Source organism: Alkalihalobacillus alcalophilus ATCC 27647 = CGMCC 1.3604 (assembly GCF_000292245.2).
Taxonomy (GTDB): domain Bacteria; phylum Bacillota; class Bacilli; order Bacillales; family Bacillaceae_D; genus Alkalihalobacillus; species Alkalihalobacillus alcalophilus.
Map to the genome: position 1 here is coordinate 1 of NZ_ALPT02000040.1, position 19,867 is coordinate 19,867.

19 protein-coding genes and 1 pseudogene are annotated in these 19,867 nt (G+C 35.9%); 2 read left to right on the plus strand and 18 right to left on the minus strand.

Going from position 1 to position 19,867, the window contains the following annotated elements; translation table 11 throughout:
* Positions 1-131: 131 nt before the first annotated feature.
* Together BALCAV_RS11945 and BALCAV_RS11950 are read right to left on the minus strand one after the other, a co-directional pair.
* A complete protein-coding gene (locus BALCAV_RS11945) occupies positions 132-1,349 on the minus strand; it encodes an ATP-grasp domain-containing protein (protein WP_003322986.1) in 1,218 nt (405 codons plus the stop codon).
* 258 nt (positions 1,350-1,607) lie between these two features.
* Positions 1,608-2,237: a hypothetical protein gene (locus BALCAV_RS11950; protein ID WP_152563046.1), complete on the minus strand. Its 630-nt coding sequence runs from the start codon at positions 2,235-2,237 to the stop codon at positions 1,608-1,610.
* A 266-nt stretch (positions 2,238-2,503) separates the two neighbouring features.
* Between BALCAV_RS11950 and BALCAV_RS11955 the strand changes: the two genes are divergently transcribed.
* The gene (locus tag BALCAV_RS11955) at positions 2,504-2,704 is read left to right on the plus strand and encodes a hypothetical protein (protein WP_003322988.1); all 201 of its coding nucleotides are present in this window, start codon (positions 2,504-2,506) and stop codon (positions 2,702-2,704) included.
* A 280-nt stretch (positions 2,705-2,984) separates the two neighbouring features.
* Here the strand turns inward: BALCAV_RS11955 and cydC are convergent, their stop codons facing one another.
* The 12 genes and pseudogenes from cydC to ltaE all read right to left on the minus strand — a co-directional run bounded on the left by cydC (position 2,985) and on the right by ltaE (position 15,352).
* On the minus strand, positions 2,985-4,703 hold the full coding sequence (cydC, locus tag BALCAV_RS11960) for a thiol reductant ABC exporter subunit CydC (RefSeq protein WP_003322989.1): 1,719 nt from the start codon (positions 4,701-4,703) through the stop codon (positions 2,985-2,987).
* On the minus strand, positions 4,703-6,421 hold the full coding sequence (cydD, locus tag BALCAV_RS11965; protein ID WP_003322990.1) for a thiol reductant ABC exporter subunit CydD: 1,719 nt from the start codon (positions 6,419-6,421) through the stop codon (positions 4,703-4,705). Before cydD ends, cydC begins: the two co-directional genes overlap by 1 nt.
* 558 nt (positions 6,422-6,979) lie before the next feature.
* Positions 6,980-8,176, minus strand: coding sequence for a GTP-binding protein (locus BALCAV_RS11975; RefSeq protein WP_003322992.1), 1,197 nt, complete (start codon positions 8,174-8,176; stop codon positions 6,980-6,982).
* 112 nt (positions 8,177-8,288) lie between these two features.
* Positions 8,289-8,633, minus strand: a complete 345-nt coding sequence (locus BALCAV_RS11980; RefSeq protein WP_003322993.1) for a hypothetical protein — start codon at positions 8,631-8,633, stop codon at positions 8,289-8,291.
* A gap of 27 nt (positions 8,634-8,660) precedes the next feature.
* Positions 8,661-8,930: a 30S ribosomal protein S14 gene (rpsN, locus tag BALCAV_RS11985; protein WP_003322994.1), complete on the minus strand. Its 270-nt coding sequence runs from the start codon at positions 8,928-8,930 to the stop codon at positions 8,661-8,663.
* A gap of 316 nt (positions 8,931-9,246) precedes the next feature.
* A pseudogene (locus BALCAV_RS11990) lies at positions 9,247-10,313 on the minus strand (DmpA family aminopeptidase).
* Between the two features lie 38 nt (positions 10,314-10,351).
* Positions 10,352-11,038, minus strand: a complete 687-nt coding sequence (locus tag BALCAV_RS11995) for an LrgB family protein (protein WP_003322996.1) — start codon at positions 11,036-11,038, stop codon at positions 10,352-10,354.
* The gene (locus tag BALCAV_RS12000; RefSeq protein WP_003322997.1) at positions 11,031-11,414 is read right to left on the minus strand and encodes a CidA/LrgA family protein; all 384 of its coding nucleotides are present in this window, start codon (positions 11,412-11,414) and stop codon (positions 11,031-11,033) included. Before BALCAV_RS12000 ends, BALCAV_RS11995 begins: the two co-directional genes overlap by 8 nt.
* A 118-nt stretch (positions 11,415-11,532) precedes the next feature.
* The gene (locus tag BALCAV_RS12005) at positions 11,533-11,721 is read right to left on the minus strand and encodes a hypothetical protein (protein ID WP_003322998.1); all 189 of its coding nucleotides are present in this window, start codon (positions 11,719-11,721) and stop codon (positions 11,533-11,535) included.
* A gap of 9 nt (positions 11,722-11,730) precedes the next feature.
* Positions 11,731-13,194 (minus strand): aminotransferase-like domain-containing protein, encoded by a 1,464-nt coding sequence (locus BALCAV_RS12010; RefSeq protein WP_003322999.1) that lies wholly within the window; start codon positions 13,192-13,194, stop codon positions 11,731-11,733.
* A gap of 15 nt (positions 13,195-13,209) precedes the next feature.
* On the minus strand, positions 13,210-14,157 hold the full coding sequence (locus BALCAV_RS12015) for a carbon-nitrogen hydrolase family protein (protein WP_003323000.1): 948 nt from the start codon (positions 14,155-14,157) through the stop codon (positions 13,210-13,212).
* A gap of 172 nt (positions 14,158-14,329) precedes the next feature.
* The gene (gene ltaE, locus BALCAV_RS12020; RefSeq protein ID WP_003323001.1) at positions 14,330-15,352 is read right to left on the minus strand and encodes a low-specificity L-threonine aldolase; all 1,023 of its coding nucleotides are present in this window, start codon (positions 15,350-15,352) and stop codon (positions 14,330-14,332) included.
* 289 nt (positions 15,353-15,641) lie between these two features.
* On the opposite strand from ltaE, the gene BALCAV_RS12025 reads away from it, so the two are divergent.
* Complete coding sequence (locus BALCAV_RS12025; protein WP_003323002.1) at positions 15,642-16,187, plus strand: D-glycero-alpha-D-manno-heptose-1,7-bisphosphate 7-phosphatase; 546 nt, start codon at positions 15,642-15,644, stop codon at positions 16,185-16,187.
* Positions 16,188-16,308: 121 nt separating this feature from the next.
* On the opposite strand, the gene BALCAV_RS12030 is transcribed toward BALCAV_RS12025, so the two are convergent.
* From BALCAV_RS12030 to BALCAV_RS12045, 4 genes are all read right to left on the minus strand, one after another.
* Complete coding sequence (locus tag BALCAV_RS12030; protein ID WP_003323003.1) at positions 16,309-17,379, minus strand: Ger(x)C family spore germination protein; 1,071 nt, start codon at positions 17,377-17,379, stop codon at positions 16,309-16,311.
* 11 nt (positions 17,380-17,390) lie between these two features.
* On the minus strand, positions 17,391-18,077 hold the full coding sequence (locus BALCAV_RS22320) for a hypothetical protein (protein ID WP_160173410.1): 687 nt from the start codon (positions 18,075-18,077) through the stop codon (positions 17,391-17,393).
* A gap of 116 nt (positions 18,078-18,193) precedes the next feature.
* Positions 18,194-18,457 (minus strand): hypothetical protein, encoded by a 264-nt coding sequence (locus BALCAV_RS12040; protein WP_040323947.1) that lies wholly within the window; start codon positions 18,455-18,457, stop codon positions 18,194-18,196.
* A 16-nt stretch (positions 18,458-18,473) separates the two neighbouring features.
* Positions 18,474-19,760: a spore germination protein gene (locus BALCAV_RS12045; RefSeq protein ID WP_003323005.1), complete on the minus strand. Its 1,287-nt coding sequence runs from the start codon at positions 19,758-19,760 to the stop codon at positions 18,474-18,476.
* Between the last annotated feature and the right edge of the window lie 107 nt (positions 19,761-19,867).

The following is a 19,867-nucleotide window of genomic DNA, read 5'->3' on the forward strand; positions in this document are numbered from 1 at the left end:
ACCAACCGACATTCATCTCCCCCTTATCGTTGGGCTTCTCCCTTCACACGATTGAAGGGGGAGTCTTCTGTCGGGAAATGATAAATTACTTTCCCCGTATATGCATGTCTTAATTAGTTAACGGTATTGAATTAAGATTGTTTTTCATATATTTCTAGATTATTAATAAACCACTTGTATGCAGTATTCATACTGTCTTGAATGCTCATATCACCCTTTGCTTCTACGACAAAAGTAGCGATACGGTCAATTAAACTATCTGCTTTCTTCTTTTGTTCATCAAGGTTAATATAAGTTAAATATTCCAGAACATTTTCTGGTGGATTCACACTTGGTAAACGATTAATATGCTTATTTAATGGTGGAATTAAGAGGGAACCTGTAATTTTTTTAGGACTTGTCCTTATCATCGTTGCTTCTTGTTTCGAATAAAGATTACTTTGAGAGCGGACAGAAACTTCGCATAAATTTATATCAAATGCATGATAAATTTGTTCAACTATTTTTCCACCGCCTGCTCTTGACGCTACTTCACATAAAATAACTTCCTCCTCCTTATTTACAAATACCTCTATATGAAAAGCTCCATGTGAAGGAGATGGAAAGCTATTAATTAATTGGGTAGCATAATCAATTAGTTTTTTGAAAAATACGTGCCCTTCCTCTATTAAGTGACTACCAGCATAACCACCGTCATTAAAGTCTAAATTACTTACTAGATAAGTGCTTGGCCAGTTAAATATGATATCCCCTTTAAAGGTTAGAACATCGATATGGAACATTTGTCCATCTATAAATTCTTCAACCATATAGTTTCTTGGAATGCCTTCATTTAGAAAAGCTTTTAAATCACCTTCATTTTTTAAAATTTTCACCCCTTCAGCTCCGGCACCATCTCTCGGTTTCACCACAACTGGATAGCCATGAAGGTTTATAAATTCTAATAATGTAATGGAAGAGTCTAACTTTGTGAATAATGGCACTTTTAAATGATTCTGTTTGGCTAGCTGTTTCATTAGAAGTTTATCTCTAAAATAAATAGCACTATCATACTGTTGGCCAGGAATATTTAAAGCTTCACGTAATCTTGCCGCACGCACTAAATCAAATTCGTATGTAGAAATGATTCTAGTGAAATTATATTTTTTATTCAGCTCTATTGCGGTCAATTCAACATTCGAGTTTAATTCATAATTATTAAACCCAATAACCTCAACGTACCTACCTGCTGGAAACTCATTCATATGTTTACGACATGTGATTAATACCAAATCTTCACTTGAATCCTTTAACCACTTTTCATACGGCATATGCTCGTGTGAGTAACCGTTTAAAATTAATATGGCCATTATATTACCTCTTTCTATTCCCTAATGATATTTTTTATCAATGATTCTGATACTGGAACATTATCAATACGCTCTTAAAAAATTCGTCAAATGGAAAGCCACCTGTGCATGGACTATAGCTTTGGCTTAGGAGGATTCATACCGTCTAAATATAAAAGCATTCCTTCAATCTCCGCTAACATATTTGAAATTTCAGTTTTTTTACACCGTTAAATAACAATTGATTTTATGCTGGTCAAATCAACATTTAGACAAAAGTTACATTCTCAATTGAATGTCTAATAAAATTTTTCTTATATCCTCAATTGGATTTTCTGATTGAAAAAGATCGGTGTCATAATAACCTTCTAACTCTTTTAAATCAGCTAATAAGATATGAATTACTTCAAACTCTTGCTCAAACTCTCGCTTATCGGAAAAAACACTCAATTCATCCCACATATAAAAAGCCATTTGTCTATAATAAAAATCTTCTTCCCATGGTGTATCCGAACCCTCATATGCATTATGCCAGAGATGGACATAGTAATTGATAAATCCCACTAACTGGTGACGTTCTTCTGGATATAATTCATCTTGTTTTGCTTTCCTCTCTTTTTCATGTGCTTCCTTTAAAGTATCTATAAACTCGAAATAATTCTTGTCTAATGCTTTGATTTCCTCAATACTCCAATCGGGCTCACCTGCCTCTATGGCTTTTTGTACCCTTTCATCTCTGCGAATTTCCCAATCTTCCCTCGTATCTCCTTCTATTTCTTCAGTAGCCTGCCCTAGAACTAATGCTCTTTCTTGACCATTGAGCTCAGTTGACGATAATGACTGAACACCTAGAAATGTTAATCCGATTGTTAAACCAATACTACTAACAATGGACGCTGTTTTTATCATCATTACACCCCCCCTAAAAAATCATTTGTTACCAGAGTTAACGCAAATTTAAATGTTTTTGGTATTTTTCCTCCTTCTTTTGCTGCTCATAAAAGAAGGGTTAATACTAATTCTGAAATTAGTTGGCCAACACGTTTCGCTTTGCATAAATTTTTTTATACACCTTATTGCTTAAAATCGGTTCATTTACTATTTTATGGTATCATGATATAGAGAAATTTGCTTCACATAATAGTTAGGATGATAAAATTTTGGAGGTATTACGAATGAAGTATTTCATTTACTTTTTTGCCCTTCTGTCCACGATTGGTGGATTGGCATTTACTTTAAGCTTTTTTGGAGTTGGAGAAGAAATATTTAATTCCTATTATTTCCTGTTTATGACATGTCTTTGGATAGGTATAGTAGGTAGCCTTATTTTAAAAATACGTTCAAGAAACAACCAGAACAAAAGTAGCTTTAATTAATTTCATTATTGTTAGTAATTTGCTAGGGATATTAAAAATCCCAAATCAAAGCAATTTTTGAAACATTTGATGAAGTTGTCACTGAATACCTTGACCGAGAATAAGGGAATTCATGTCCAAAATCTTGGGGCTAATCTGTTCTTCAATCGACTAAGATTATAATTCAACTAATCTTACTTTAAAGAATTAAAAAAGAGCCGATTCCCAAAAGGTAATTCTCATGACCTTCTGGAACAGCTCTCTTCGCTTTATAAAAATTTCATCTAATATAGTGCCCTTATTACGTGATAAAGATTTCTTTTTCTAAATCCTTCATTTGTTTAAAATAACCGTTTTTGTCCATTAATTGCTTGTAACTACCACTCTCGACGATTTTTCCATGATCCATCACGATAATTTGATCCATTTTCTCTAACCCAGTCAATCGATGACTAACTAATACGAGTGTCGCTGTACCTGCTTTTTCGAAAAGATTTGAAAGCATTCTCTCCTCTGTTAAAGCATCCATTGATGAGGTCGGTTCATCCAATACCCATATTTGGGCTTCCTTTAAAAATAAGCGAGCAAGGGCTAATCTTTGTTTTTCTCCCCCGGATAAGTTGGCTCCTTTTTCTTGAACGGCGTCTTCTAAATTCAAATGAGCTAATTGTACATCTCGTAATGCTTGTGTTAATTCGGTATCACTCGCTTCTGGGTTGGCTATTTCTAAATTATCTCGAATCGTTCCAAAGAAAAAGTGATTGGATTGTAAGGAAACATTGCTTGCCTTCCAAATCTCTTCTTCTTTAATTTTATCAATATCCCAATCATTAAAAGTCACTTTTCCACTATCTAACGGCTGAACCTTTAATAAAACTTGTAAGATCGTCGTTTTTCCCGAACCACTGGCTCCGACAATCGCTGTTTTAGATCCTGCTGGTAATTCAAAAGATATCCGATCGAGCGTTGGCCTTGTTTCATCCATATACGTAAAAGAAACATCCTCAAATTGTATAGAAGGTATATGATGATTTTCCCATTTTACATAGGATTCTTGTTCGGATTCCTGTTCTTGATTCCATACTTGAACTAAACGCTTCGTTGCCACGTTACTTTGTTGTAGAAAATGTGGAACAAGGGCCATAGGTGCGGTCTGTTCAAAAACAGTTATGGATATCATAAAGAGCATCGCTAATAAAATGCCCTCTAAATTGCCTTGAACAACTTGATAACCAGCAAAAGCTAACACAAGGACGGATATAAATAAGGATAGAAAGCCGATAACCGATTCATTAAATAATTGGACTTCATGAGCCCTTTTCTGCTCTTTTTCATAAGCTTGTACCGTTATTATTAATTGATTTCGTTGGCTTGTTGCTTGCTGATTGATTTTTAAATCTTTATAGCCATATAAGAACTCCGTAAATTCAGATGACAAGTTCCCGCGAATTTGTCGATTTTTTTGATCAACACGACTTTGTTTTATTAAAAATAAAGCAGGAATAATAAGCGTCAAGAGGAGCATCCCACTTAAAAGAATAAACGCAGTTCCGATTGAAAAGATTGTTGTAAAAGCGATTGTTGCGATAAAAACGGTCGCTGTCACAACAGGTGGATAAAAAACACGTAAGAGAAAATTCTGGAGAGATTCCACATCTCCGACAATTCGAGCTAACAAATCTCCACTCCGATAACGTTGCAATATTGTAGAAGAGAGTGGTTCGATTTTTTGATAAACAAAGACCCTTATATTACTTAACATCGTAAAAGTGGCCCGATGAGAAAAGTAACGCTCCCCATACCGACTCACAGCAGATGTAATCCCTAGTAACTTAACAATAGCGACAATGATCATTAACGTGTAAATAGGTGGAACAAGAGCAGCTTGTGAGATTAAATACCCACTAGCGGAAAAAAGTCCAACGGCTGTGATCCCCGCTATAAATCCAAAGACAATCGATAAGAGAATATCGCGTTTTTCCTGAAGCATAATGGAAATAACCATACTTAAATGTCGCATCACATCGTCCTCCCTTGCTGGACATCAACCATTTCTCGGTACATTTTATCTTGTCGCCATAACTCTTCATGTGTACCGACTGCCCGAATCGCTCCTGCGTCAAGCAAAATAATTTTATCGGCTGAACGAATCGTATACAAACGATGGGCTACTGTAATAACGGTCGATTGCTCGGATAGTTTTTGCATCGATGTTTGTAAAATCCGCTCTGTTTGTAAATCCAATCCAGTCGTCGGTTCATCAAAAAGGATAAGGGCTGGTTTTTTCAAAAAGGCTCTCGCCATTAAGACGCGTTGTTTTTCTCCACCAGAAAGGCCACGCCCTCCCTCACCGATGCTCGTCTTCAGACCATTTGGCAAGGATTGAACCCATTCATAAATTCCTGCTTCTTCAGCGGCCAATTTAATTTCTTGTTGAGAATGTATTTGACTAGAACCTAATGCGATATTTTCTTCAATCGTGCCCGAAAATAAATACGCATCTTGAGTAATATAACTTAGCTTGTCAAACCAAGATTTCTCCAAGACCTGGTGCTGCGAGAGACCATTGATCAGATAAGTACCACTATTAAGTGGAAATAAGCCAGAAAGGACATTTAATAACGTCGATTTCCCCGCCCCTGTTGCTCCAATGATCGCCACTTTCTCGAACGGTTCAATTGAAACAGAAATAGGTTTCGATTGAAAACCTTGCTCATATCCAAATGATGCTTCGCTTAATTCCAGTGTAGGTGGTTGATTTTTATCTAGTTCTTCCGTTCCCCACTTCACTGGTTCACTCGTTTCCTCTAATAGTTCTTCTAGCTTTTTCGCCGCTCCCATACTCGCTTTCCCGGAATGAAACGCGGAGCCGAGTTCTTTTAACTTATTGAAGAATTCAGGGGCTAATATCAACATTAAAAATCCTGTTGCAAAAGATGTATCTTGAATAATAATCATTCGAATCGCAACTTCTAAAGCAATTAATCCGATACTAAGCATCGAAATGAACTCCAAAGCTAATGAATTCGTAAAGGCAACCTTTAATACTTCCATTGTTGCATCCCGAAAACTTAAACTACTTTTCTTAATTCGCTCTCTTTGTTGTTTCGCTCTCCCAAATAACTTTAATGTTTGTAAACCTTGCAATGTATCTAGAAAAGTACCTGAAAAGGCCGCCATTTTCGTTAATTGTTCTTTCGATTTATCGCCCGTTTTCACTCCAATAATCACCATAAAAATGGGGATAAATGGAGCCGTTATTAAGATGATAACCCCTGTCGTCCAATGCTCTACAAAAATAACGATTAAGAGGACAAGTGGAATAATCATTGATTGAATCATTTGTGGAATATATTGAGTAAAATAGCGATCGATTTCGTCTACGATATCTAAAAAATAACTCGTTCTTTCACCTGCTCTCCTTTTTACATTCGCAATGGCTGGCCGCTTCGTAAAATGATCTAATAATCGCACGCGAAGCTTTATTTTGACATCTGTTGCCACAGACATTCCGATTTTATTAATAGAAGAACGTAAAATCGTCCGAATGAGTAAGGCGAACACTAAGATACCGATTAAATAAAGGACATCAACGAATTGAACACCTTGCAAAAAAATACGATCAATAATTGTCACGATCAAATATCCTTGGCCAAGAATAGCGATTGACATTCCAAATGCTAATAGAGCCATGAGGAGGAGATTTTTTCGATATTGTACGAGCATCTTCTTTAACATTGTGAACCCCTCCTTTTTAATTCATTACTAATTGTAATTCCCTATAATGATTATTTCTAATATAAAGGAGGGTTTTTTGAGAACTTTCTTTTTTTAGACACATATAAAATACATTATTCATTCAAAATTAACTTGAAAAGCACTTTTCTATATTATCGTAATCAATTGTTTAGAGACTGGGCATAATATTTGAAAATCTTAACTTAAAGGTGAGTGTATGAAGGTATTGATAGTCCTATCCAGTCTTTTTCTTCCTTTGTTTATGTACTTCTCTCAAAAATGGTGGATGAAATTGCGACTTCTATTTAACTTGCTTGCTATCGTATCAGCCCTTATATTTGGAAACATTGCCTCTTTATCGATCCATACGATTCTTAAAGATCACACTGTTTTTATGACAAATATCCATTCACTTTTCCTAAACCCGTTTTTCTTAATATTTGGCGGGTATCTTGGGGTTTATATACTATACCGGCTCCTAATCATCACAATTGAAGAAGCCTAAACGAGAAAAAGGAATGCAACAACATGCACTCCTCTTCAAAAATATAATTCATTCTAATGACTTGTAATTTGCCACTGGAACGGGTTAGTATGTTTCGTCCAGTCCTGAGTATATTCTTCTTGTGTTAATAAGCATTGGTCTAGTTCATGAGTGATTAAATCAACGTTTAAATCGATTCCGATAAACACTAATTTAGTATGTCTGTCCCCTATATCAGCATCCCATTCATCAAGCATTTCTGGGTTATCTGCTATTATTCGCTCTTGTTGCTCCACTGACAATGATGCAACCCAATAAGATAATGGTTCTAATTTAACTGAAGGTCCTGCTTGTGACAATAAAATAGCTAGATCGTTTTGGGTCTGGCACCATGTAATCCCTTTGGCTCGCACAATTTGAGTCGGCATCGCTCCACACCACGTATTAAATCGCTCTGAATGAAAAGGAATTTTCCGAGAATAGACAAATGAAGAGATGCCATATTCTTCTGTTTCAGGAGTATGATCAGCTGGTCCTATATTTAATTCCTGAAGCCACCCTGGTGACTGACTCGATTTATCAAAATCAAATAGGCCCGTATTTAAGATTTCTTTTACATCGATCTCGCTGTTAACCGCACGAATAATTTTAGCATCGGGTTGCAGCGTTTTTATGACCTTTTCAAGCTGTTCTAAGTTGTTTTCCGTAACTAAATCACATTTATTTAAAACTAAAACATCACAAAATTCAATTTGATCAATTAATAGGTCCGCAATATTCCGATCATCTGCCTCACCGACTGCTTGTTTTCTTTCCAATAAAGTGTCACCTGACTCAAAATCATGCCAAAAACGATGGGCATCAACAACCGTCACCATCGTGTCTAATGTGCAAAATTTGGTCAAATCAATCCCTAATTCATCATCAATATAAGAGAAAGTTTGAGCAACTGGGATAGGCTCACTTATTCCTGAAGACTCAATCAAAATATAATCAATATCCCCTTGTTTGGCTAGACGTTCTACTTCTAGTAATAAATCCTCTCGTAGTGTGCAACAAATGCATCCATTGGACATTTCCACTAGCTTTTCTTCTGTTCGTGAAAATCCACCTTGTGTTTGGACGAGTTCGCTATCAATATTCACTTCACTCATATCATTAACAATGACGGCGATCTTAAGGCCCTCACGATTATTTAAGACATGATTTAATAATGTTGTTTTACCAGCACCAAGATATCCACTTAAAACAGTAACAGGAATTTTTTTCATTCTGCTTTTCACTCCTTTGATTTTACAATGTTAGTGCCTAAATACTTTGTATATGTAGCTTCTCGATTTATCCTTTAATATTTCTAACCTCTAAATTTATGAACCTCTTTTCTTAATAAACAAAGAAGTAGTTATAGTTGCTTTTATTGTTGTAGTTTGAGTAGTTAATCCATTTTCTTTGGTTGCAGCTTTTTTCTATAAATCGATCAACCTTAGTCTGTGCTTCATCCATTAGTTGCTTTATAGCTACTTCATCTAATAAAAAGTGAGCTGCCGCAGCTTTAAAAGGTGGATTTTCTTTCATCAACTGAAGATAATGATTTTCACTAATAGCAATGTCTACAAGCTGATTTTCTTTCTTAATAATAAATAAGTATATTTCACGTTCTTTTATTGATAATTGACGAATAGCTCTGCGATGAAAAAATTCCATTTCTGAATGACTAGCCCTATTCATAATAAATCTCCCTCAATGATTTTTCTTTTACCAGCTAGATTTCTTCACACCAGGGATTTGCCCTTTATGAGCAAGTTCTCTAAAAGCAATACGTGACATTTTGAACTTTCTTAAATACCCTCTTGGTCGACCCGTTATTTCACATCTGTTTTTCAACCTAGTAGGTGATGAATCTCTTGGTAACTTACTCAAAGCCAGATAGTCGCCTTTTTCCTTTAACTCCTTACGAATTAAAGCATATTTTTCCACTTGTTCTTGGCGTTTCTTTTCTTTCACAACTTTTGATTTTTTAGCCATAATAGCTTCCCTTCCTTCATTTCATATATTTGTATGTTGAAATATGATTAAATCGTAATTATTACGATTTAAATCACAAAAAAATTTTAGCCCTCTCGGCTATTACTCCTTCACAAATAATAAATAGATCAACTAAAACGTAACCATGACAATTATTAAATCGTAATGATTACGTTTTATAATATATGACTCTTTCTCCTTTTGTCAACCTAGATTTTTTTCTGTAGATAATGTTCTTTAATAACAAAACAAAAAAGTCGATTACCATAAAGCTAGTAATCGACTTTTCTAGTTTAAAAATAGCTAGTTTCCTATTTCATTTATCGAGTGAAATACTAAACTCCTCGATCAAATCTTTTAATGCCGGCCGCATATTCCCATCTCGGCCAACAATAGACTCTGCTGTTATTAAAGAATTCAAAACAGCTTCTTCTGTCGCTTCCCCTACAGCTCTAAAGGCCAAATCGATATCTTCCTCATGGATTTGAGGTATTAAAAGGCATTGTTCAGGCTTATTATGGGGAATTTTAGTCGCTGTGGAAAAACCGATAATAATCTCACCACTTCCCGTCGTAATAATCGAACCGGTTCGTGATAATCCTGTAACAGACCGTTTAATGATTCGGTTCAATTGTCTCTCTGAAACCGGAAGATCAGTCGCTACAATAATCATGATCGAGCCTTTATCTGTTTGTTGATCGGATTGGTCAAGTGTATCCGTCAGTTGTTGACCAATCGCATTGCCATTTACTTGTAAATCACTTAATCTGCCAAAATTAGATAAAACTAAAACACCGAGCGTGTATTTTCCATGTTCCATTTCCATCATGCGCGAAGCTGAACCAATCCCACCTTTTAAAGAATAACAAACCATTCCTGTACCCGCTCCAACGGTTCCTTCTTTAAAATCAAAGGAGGCATTTTCTATTGCTTGAAAAATATCGTCTGACTGTACAAACTTGGCTCTAACGTCATTTAAGATCATATCGTTACATTCACCAATGACAGGGTTCACCGTTCCAGTCGTTCTCCCAATTTCAGGGTTTCTTTCTAACATATAATCAATTAGGGCATCTGCTGCTGTTGCCACATTTAAAGTATTCGTGAGAAGAATAGGTGTTTCTAACGTTCCTAATTCATTTAACTGTATTAACCCCATCGACTTTCCAAATCCGTTAATCACATGGCTTGAGGCGACAAGCTTTTCATGAAAGGTATTTCTTTGATGTGGCAAATAGCTGTCACACCTGTTTGCTTATTGTCATTACTAAGTGTCACATGACCAACACTTACCCCTTCTACATCCGTAATGGCATTACGGTATCCAGGCTCCAGCTGTCCGATTTTGATACCGTAATCACGAATTTTTTTTTGATTATGCATCGCTTGCCTCCTTTATGTTTAAGAAAGTTTTTAAGTTATCAAATGAGCCAAATAAGAACGGGTGTAATAAACGCTCCCAATATCGCACTAAATGTCATCGCAATCGAACTCATTGAAAGAGGAATCTCTCCATATTCTGTCGCTTTTGAAATACCTAATGCATGAGCAGTCGTTCCTAGAGCAATACTCATTGCTTTACGATTGTTGATTCCAACCATCTCCATGATTTTCGGACCTAAGAGAATCCCTGAAAAACCGGCTACTAATACAAAAGCCGCTGTTAACGATGGAATACCAGACAAAGAGTTGGAAATTTCCACTGCAACTGGAGCAGTGATCGATTTAGGAAGCATCGAAGCCATATAATGAGTTTCAACAGAAAAAAGTCGGGCTAAAATATACATAGAACCTATACTTATCATAAATCCACTAATAACCCCACCTACAATAAACCACTTATACTGTAAAACAATTTTTCTATTTTTATATAAAGGGTAGGCTAAGGCAACAATCGCTGGTTCTAGCAGCTTACTAAGCCACCTGCCACCTTCCATATAGGTTGAATACGGAATTCCAAATATTAATAACAACATGAATAAAAGAACCGTTGTGGTTAACACAGGCATTAATAACGGATGAGGGTATTTTAAATAAAGACGACGCATGCCCCAAAAGGTAGCGAGTGTGAGCAAAATTATACTAAAAGAAATGAGAAAGTTAATCACTCTCCACCCCACCTGCTTGTACTGCCCTTTTTTCTATCGACTGACAAATATGTCCAATAATAATCATAGATACAAGCGTGCTCACTATAACGGAAAAAATCATCACCGCTCCAGCTAATGATAAAAGTTCTGGGTATTCTATAATCCCTAAATTAAATGGAATAAGTAGAACAGGTAATAAAAATAAGAGAATAGCTGAGCCTTTACTAACAAATCGTTCAGGAACCACTCGAAAACTTAATAAGAGTAATAAGACAATAAAACCAATGATACTGCCTGGAATCGGCAATGAAAACCACTCTTTAATCCACATTCCTAACACGGATAAAGCCATCAAAAACCCAATTTGTAAACTGACTTGTAATATGTACATCATTCACTGTCATCAAAGACAGAATCCCCTCCTCACTGATAGAACACTAGATTTCAAAAAAAGGATACCTCCCTATTTAGAGATATCCAACTCTTAATGATTCATTTTACAATTTTTATCATTAGCTTAAAAGCCAAAATGTAAGAATTGTAATCAGCGCAATCACTGGGATGAGAATAATATATAAAATAAGTTGATTTGAAATGCTCTTTTTTTGAGAATAACTTGTGTCTTCTTGTTTAGTCACAAGTAAAGTAATAACAAGTCCAACAACACACACAATCGCGGCAAAAATAATTAAAAATGTCATGTTTATCTCCTATTTTCTATTCGTTTGCTTGTATTCATATTCTAACCTTTTAATTGTCTCAGAAAACCTATAGATGCCTTCGCTAATCCTACCTAAGTCTTCCCTCCCGTATGTAAAACGTACATAGCTCTCTTCCATATTTCCTAATATTTTGCCGGGAACAAAAGCGACACCATTTTTTATCGATTCTTCAATCAGTTTATTTTCATTCATCCGCTGATTCAGTTTACACCATAAATGAATGCCACCTTCAGGTAAGTGATAAGATATTTTGTCAGCTAGAAAATTCCTTAAACTGACGTCAAGTTCATCCCTTCTTTGAGAAAGTTCAACACGGAGACTTTTTATATGCTCCTCAATATAAGTAGAATTTAAGAACGTTTTGGCGACCCATTGCGGGAAAATACTATGACCAAAATCAATTTGTTGTTTCGCATCAGCAAGACGCTGAATGACCGCTTGAGGTCCAATCACCCAACCAATTCTAAGCCCAGACGAGACAACCTTAGATAATGAGCTGATATAAAGGACATTTCCATCTTTATCTAAGGATTTTAAGGCTGGGTTCATTTTTCCGCTATAGGAAGTAATTCCATATGGGTCATCTTCAATAATCGGAATGCCTAATTCTGATGATAAGGCTAAGAAACGTTCTCTCCTTACCGTGCTTAAAGAAGTCCCGGTTGGGTTTTGGTAACTTGGATTCAAAAAGACCATCCGTATACGGTGTTTTTTATGTAAAGAAATCAGCTCCTCTGGATTTGCCCCCTGCTCATCTACTGATAATAAATACGTTCGAATCCCGGCTGTTTTAAAAAGGGGAAGTGAATAACTATACGATGGATTTTCAATCGCAATCGCATCACCTGGTTTTAACAAACATTCAACGATTAAGTGAATCGCCTGTTGGGCACCAGATGTAATGAGAATCGATTCTGAATCCGTTTTAATGCAACGATATTTATGAACAAATGACGCCAATGCTTCTCTTAATTCTTCATTGCCTTGCGGATGATCGTAACCAAGGTTTTCAGAAAAAGGTTGAGTAGAGATAATTTCTCGAATCGCTTCAGTTGGCATTAAATGAGGTGAAAGTTCTCCACTCGCTAAATTGACTATATTTGGTTCTTGAGTAATCGTCCTGATTTTTTGAACCATTGGGATATTCGGTAAAAAAGAACCATCTTCCACATAACGACCCCAGTTAGGAATTCTTTTATGAGATATGCCCCATATATTTGAACTTACCTTGGTTCCACTACCTTTCACCCGTTCAACAATACCCAATGCTTCTAACTCTTCATAAGCCGATTTGATCGTGCTACGATTCACTTGCAATTGAGTGGCCAGCGTCCGTTCTGAAGGTAACATTTCATTGGCTGGATAAACCCCTTTTGAAATCATTTCTTCAAAATAGGATGATATTTGTTTATAAATAGGTTTCGATAACATCCGATCTGGTTTCCAATCCATTTCAATCCCCCGTTTTTAAGGCCTAATCCAGTTAACAGATTCTTGTCGTTTTTCATTGACAACAAGTGTGAACACATCAGGCCTAGAATAATGGCCAGTTCCATCAAAATCAAGCTGACTTTTCCCAATTTCATCTAAAGAAATATCCGCGATCATCATTTCTTCTTTACCAAAAACGGGTTCTACAAGATAATCCCCATTTGGGCCTACAATAGCACTGCCGCCTCTGCTCATTACTTCAGGGCAATCATTTAATTCATGATAACAAACTAAATCAGTTGGATACATATCTTTCGTCACATACTGGTTACAAGCTAAAACAAAACATCTCCCTTCTGCCGCAATATGACGGATCGTCGCTTGCCAAAGTTCACGAGAATCAGCTGTTGGTGTAATTAAAAGTTGGACGCCTTTTTGATACATGGCTGTCCTTGCGAGCGGCATATAATTCTCCCAACATATTAAAGCGCCAATTTTTCCATAAGGCGTTTCGAATACAGGAAGTGTACTCCCATCTCCTTCTCCCCAAACAATTCTTTCTGCCCCAGTAGGTTTTAACTTTCTATGTTTACCAAGAAGTGTGCCATCAGGACCAAAAAATAACACAGTACAATATAAGGTACCATTACTCCGCTCGGTCACTCCCATTATCAAATAAACACCTGCCTTTTTCGCTGCATCCCCTAAAAGGCGTGTTTCATCACTCGGAACAACAATAGAGTTATTTAAATAGCGTAGCCAATCTTCTCTTCCTTCTGCTGAACGACTGCCAATCTTTGTACCAAAGCTAAGCCCACGCGGATAAGCAGGGATAAAAGATTCAGGAAAAATAACAATCTTTGCTCCTTTTTCGCTTGCTTCTTTTATTAAGCTGATCGCTTTATTAATACTTCCATGTAAATCAAAAATAACAGAAGCTGCTTGTATAACAGCAACTCTTCCTTTAGAGTGGATGTCGACCATGCTATCACCTCAATTATGATTAAGCAGTGCTTACCATTAGTATACAAGGTAAACAATGATAAAAAACCATCCACTTATACTATATTTATCCCATCCACTTGAGTGTGAACAAAAAATTGCTCAAATTAGATCATAAAAAAGCTCTTACTTAAGAGCTCTTCATTAGGGTTGACTACCTATCAAGTACGACTTGTTGAATTTTCAGCAATGCCGTATTGATATCCTCTGAACTAATATCCTTATGAGTCACAAATCGAATTTTATTTGCTCCAAACTGTCCTGCCCGGATGCCTTTGCCTTTTAATTTTTCTAAAAAAGCAGGTATGTTGTTACTCTTAAGACTTATTAAAACGATATTTGTATCCACCTTATTTTCTAAGGAAATGCCTTCAATATTTTGTAAGCCTTCTGCTAACAACTGAGCATGTTCATGGTCTATCTGGAGTCGCTCAACGTTTTCATTTAGAGCAATCAAACTAGGAGCAGCTAATACCCCGACTTGCCTTAATCCACCACCAAGTCGTTTCCGCCATCTCCTTGCCTCTGCAATGAAATCTAATGAACCAGCGATAATCGATCCTACCGGTGCACCTAATCCTTTCGATAAGCAAAATTGAACCGTATCTGTATAATGAGCAAAATCTTTAACCGGAATTCCTGAAGCAACGGAAGCATTAAATAATCTCGCCCCGTCTAAATGAACGTTAATTCTGTTCGACTCGGCCAATGTATAAATTTCTTTCATATTTTCAAGTGGAATGATGGCTCCACCTGCTTTATTATGTGTGTTCTCTAAACAAATCAGGCTTGTTTTCGGTTCATGAATGTCATCACTTCTAATCTCATTCCGAACGTCCTCAATATTTAGAGCCCCTCGTTCACCTGTCAATGTTTGAAGTTGAACACCTGCGAATGCTGACATCGCTGCTCCTTCGTAAAGAAAGATATGTGATTGAGCTTCTAATATCACTTCTTCTCCTGGCTTACAATGAACCAAACCAGCAATTTGATTTCCTTGGGTACCACTCGTCACAAATAATGCAGCTTCTTTTCCTAAAAGGTCTGCTGCTCTTTCTTCTAACTCCTTTACTGTAGGATCTTCTTGATAAACATCATCTCCTACTTCTGCCTCATACATTGCTTTTCTCATCTTTTCATCCGGCTTTGTCACCGTATCACTTCTTAAATCGATCATTTCTGGCCTCCTCAATACGAGATATTCGCACATTATTTAAATGATACAAATATGAATTTATTCTACTATTATATTTCAATGATCCGTTTACTTAAAGGAAAACGAACAAAGAGTTAGTAAGGCAATGTGAAGTCTCAACTGATTTAGAGTTACTTCCCTCAAAAACAGGCGTTAGTCTTTATACACATAAAACCTCTCCATTCTACTCATATTACTAATGACAAAAAGTCCAACTCTATGTTTTAGAAATTTGAGCAACATCAAAACAAATTCAAAAGTGGGTGTTCAGATGAGGCAAGCTGTTTTTTTAGATCGTGATGGCGTTATAAATGAGGTGCTAACGAAAAGAGTAAAATTCGTCAATACTCCAGTTGATTTTCTATTACTGGATGGTGTTGGAGAGTCCATTCGGGTACTAAACGAGGCTGGTTTTCTTGTCTTTATAGTAACAAATCAAGGAGGCGTTGGGCTTGGATATATGAAAGAGGTTATGCTCCAAAAGATTCATAAAAAAATGATAGAGGATTTAGCCACATTTGGTGCCTCAGTAGATGACATTGCCTATTGTCCTCATAAACCTGATGAAGGCTGCCCTTGCCGTAAACCTGAAGCCCAAATGTTAGTGGAATTGGCTCAAAAGCATCAAGTGGATTTACACTCAAGTGTGATGGTTGGGGATCGCAAACCAGACATACAAGCGGGTCAAAGTGCTGGCAGCAAAACAGTATTAGTGAACCGACGTAGTAAAGATACCTATGACGCAGATGCCGTCTTTGATAATTTACAGGCTGCACTTCCATGGATTCTTCAAATGAAAAAAAGCACCAGCCAATGAGCAAACCGCTATAAGCATACCTATATCTCAGAAGCAGAACGACTAAGCTTGCCCGACTAGTTACATAAATAGGGGGCCCTACCAACAACCTGCTTAGTGTTGGCCCTCAATAAATTCAAGTTCATTCCACTAAACCAGCTTCTTTTATATGACAGTTCACATTTACGTCGAACGTAAGGTTAGAATAAAATTTACTTAATTCTATGTGATGAAAATTACTTGAGTTAAATTTAAGTCCTAACCCGATTGGATCTAGGTTGGCTTTATTTATCTTCTCTAACAATATTTCAACATCTTCTTTTACGGTTTTTTCAACTTCATTTTGGATTTCTTCGATTTGATCTCTAGAAAGGCCTAATCGATTGTCCATAATCTCTTCTACATTTCCAATCAATTTAATATTAATAACCGCTGTGAACATCTGATTTTCTTCTTGCCTAATTTTAATGTTGGCCTTGCTCTTTGTCATTTCAATCGCATAAGCTCCCTCTTTTGTCAGAACGTTTGTACTTCCACTCTTAATCCCCAAAGTCAGAAGCCTAAATAGTTCAGATTCTTTTGGCGTAAGTTTCGATTTCATTCCCACTTTACTAAATAGGGCGATTGTATCAGACTGAATGTTTTGATTTTGGACTTCAACAATAGGCATAGCAATATTGATTCCTAATTCTGTCTCCCTTCTATACGCATCAAATAAGGTTAGTGCTTTTTCATACGGTGAGTCTGTGCTACTTTCTTCAAACATTAAAAACAAATAACTACCTGCTATTTGTTCTATTTCAGGTTTCAGTTCTAGTACTTGATAGGCTGTTGGGACAGCAACACCTAAATAAGTCGTTCTTTGTATATCTGGTCTTCTAACCAAATAATCTAATAAAGGTTGAATATCCTCTGCAGCCATTTCCTCTCCGATCAGAATCGTTATTGTATGCCCATAAAATAGTTCCTTATCGGTCATAGACTTCATATGTTTTAAAGCTTCTGAGATAGAATTGGCATCAAAGGATAGCAAGGTAAATTCGGCTCCCGTTGTCGCCGGATCACCTGTGGTCAGGGAAATCTTGAGCGTCACTTTATATTTTTTTTCAATACTATCTGATTCATCTATCCCAATTGCCGTAACAAATGCACGTTTATCAATATCCTTAAACGCGCAGCCATTTAATAAAATCGAAATAAACAGTAATGACAAAAGTACAAGTATTATGTTTTTATTTGCTTTCTTGAAGCGTAAAAGAAAATGCCTAATAAAGATAGATCTGAAATAATTCGGAAAATAAAAAAGGAATGGAAGAACTTTAGCAAACTGAATTCTTCGAGATAATATTGAGTAATGAATCCTGATAATACAATAATGAATATGACAATCCATCTTAAACCTCCAAAATCTCTTGTCATCATCTGAAAAAACTTTAGTGACGAGTGAAATGAAATGATGATATACATCAAAGTGATACCTATGAGAATTAAAATAAAAATTATGACGAGCCTTTCTAAAAAAAAGTAATCAATACGCATACTATCTATTGTTGTCACCCATACATAACTTTCTACCCCTACACCATTAAGTCCGAAGTATCCAATTGGTATAAAATAAGCAGCATATAGCACGAGACAAACCACCGTACTAATAATGATTAAATGTTTCCTATTAAAAGGTTGGATATGTTGACTAAAGACTAATAAATTTGTAAATCCTGTAAAAACAAATAAACTGGATACAACCGAATTCATTTTCGGTAAATGCATGAAATAAGTCAATGATTGCTTGATGGAATCAATCAAGACGAGGTTATCTGTGGAAAATCTTAGCACTATTAGAAGTAAAAAAGGTGTAACAAATAGAACCGTCATTTCAAGCATGAATAAAATGGAATTCGTTTTACTCATTATCGAAAATACGATGAGTAAGAGAAGGCTCACAAAGATTAAATTGGTGTTCAACTTTGTAAACCTTCCTATCATTTGCATAATTGAGTTAAGAAATAAGGTTCCTGAAAAAATACTCAAGATGAAATAAAAAAAAGAAAACCCTTTTGGATGCGGCTTTGGAATAATCTATTCAAACCTTCAGAAATAGTTTCACTGTGAAAATTCTTTATTTGAGTTTGAAATAAATATAAAAGAATCACCCCAACTAAGGTTGATAGGATCAAACTTGTTAAACTTCCATTAAATCGATCTTTATATAATATTTGAGGAATACAAGCTGTTACACTTACAAGTGCATTGATATAAAATAAATAGAAGTAATAACGTTGTCCGAGCATGAAAATCCACCTACAATCAGTTATTAGCAAATAATTGCATATAAGGTTTACCTAAACTGCGTAAATTACAAAGATAAGCGATGAGTGCCAAAGCTCCTATCAATACCCCTATAGCTCCAAATAAACTCCCTAGGATAATTAAAGGATATCTTATGATCCTAATCGCTTGATGCATCGCATTAATAGGAATCACAAAGATAGAAAGTGAAACAGCTGCAGCCACAACAATCATGACATTACCAATTAGACCCGCTTGGGAGGCGGCTTGTCCAAGTATCAATCCACCAACCGTAGTCGCCGATGAACTAATCGTTCTTGGCAAACGGATACTGGCCTCACCTAGAAATTCTGCCATTAGCATCATAAAGATAATCTCAAAATAAGAAGGAAACGGTACCGATATTCTATTTCCGGCAATTAAAAGAGCAAATTGAACTTTTAAGATTTCTGGCGAATACGAAATAACAGCTACATAAAAAGCAGGAAGGAAAAGCGTGATCATAAGGGCTATGTATCGAATGGAAATAAGAAACTTACCGACGACAGGTAATTCTACCGGGTCGTCCATCGATTTGAAAAAATCATAAAATTTAGATGGTCCAAGTAAAACCCATGAAGATCCCTCAATAAGAAAAACAATTTTTCCTTGGGAAAGATTGACGACTACTCTGTCAGGTCGCTCCGTTGTCAAAAACATCGGGAAATGGCACCATTTATCATCCATCAATATTTTTTGCAGTTGACCAGCTGACTGTAAAACATCCACATCTATATCCTTCAATTTATTATTTAAGTGAGCGAGAATTTGTGGGTCACAGAGTTCATCATCATACAATAAATTAATATTTGTTTTAGTACTCCCTAATTTTTTATTTTTAGAGACTAACGTTTCTTTGCGGTATCGATTGCGAATAATATTTAGAGAGATACTTATATTTTCACTTAAGCTATCTTTGGGTCCTTGTAACACACTTTCATCTGTTGATTCGCCTATTCCACTTACTTCGAAATCTTCTAGTTTTACAGAGTATAATTTATGTTCATGTAAAATAATGACACAACCGTTGAAGACTTTTTCAATAGCTTCTTTTTCTCCTTTAATGAATGACCATTCCTCAAACGACTTTATATATTCTTCCAATTCATTGATTCGGTTTAGTTCATAAAAAGGGGTAATAAGATGATCGGTAATCCTTTTTTCATCACATAAGGATTTAAAATAATAAAAAGTGATTTCTAATCTTTCTTTTCTAACTTCTCTCTGAATAAAATCATCATTTTTGCTTAAATCTTCAAGTTTCATAAAAATCACCTCGCAAAAATTAGAGGCCACTGAAAAACCACGGTTTTAAAATTCAAATCCTTTTTCAAATTAAAAACAAGGCACTTTCTGTCCGAAACGGACAGAAA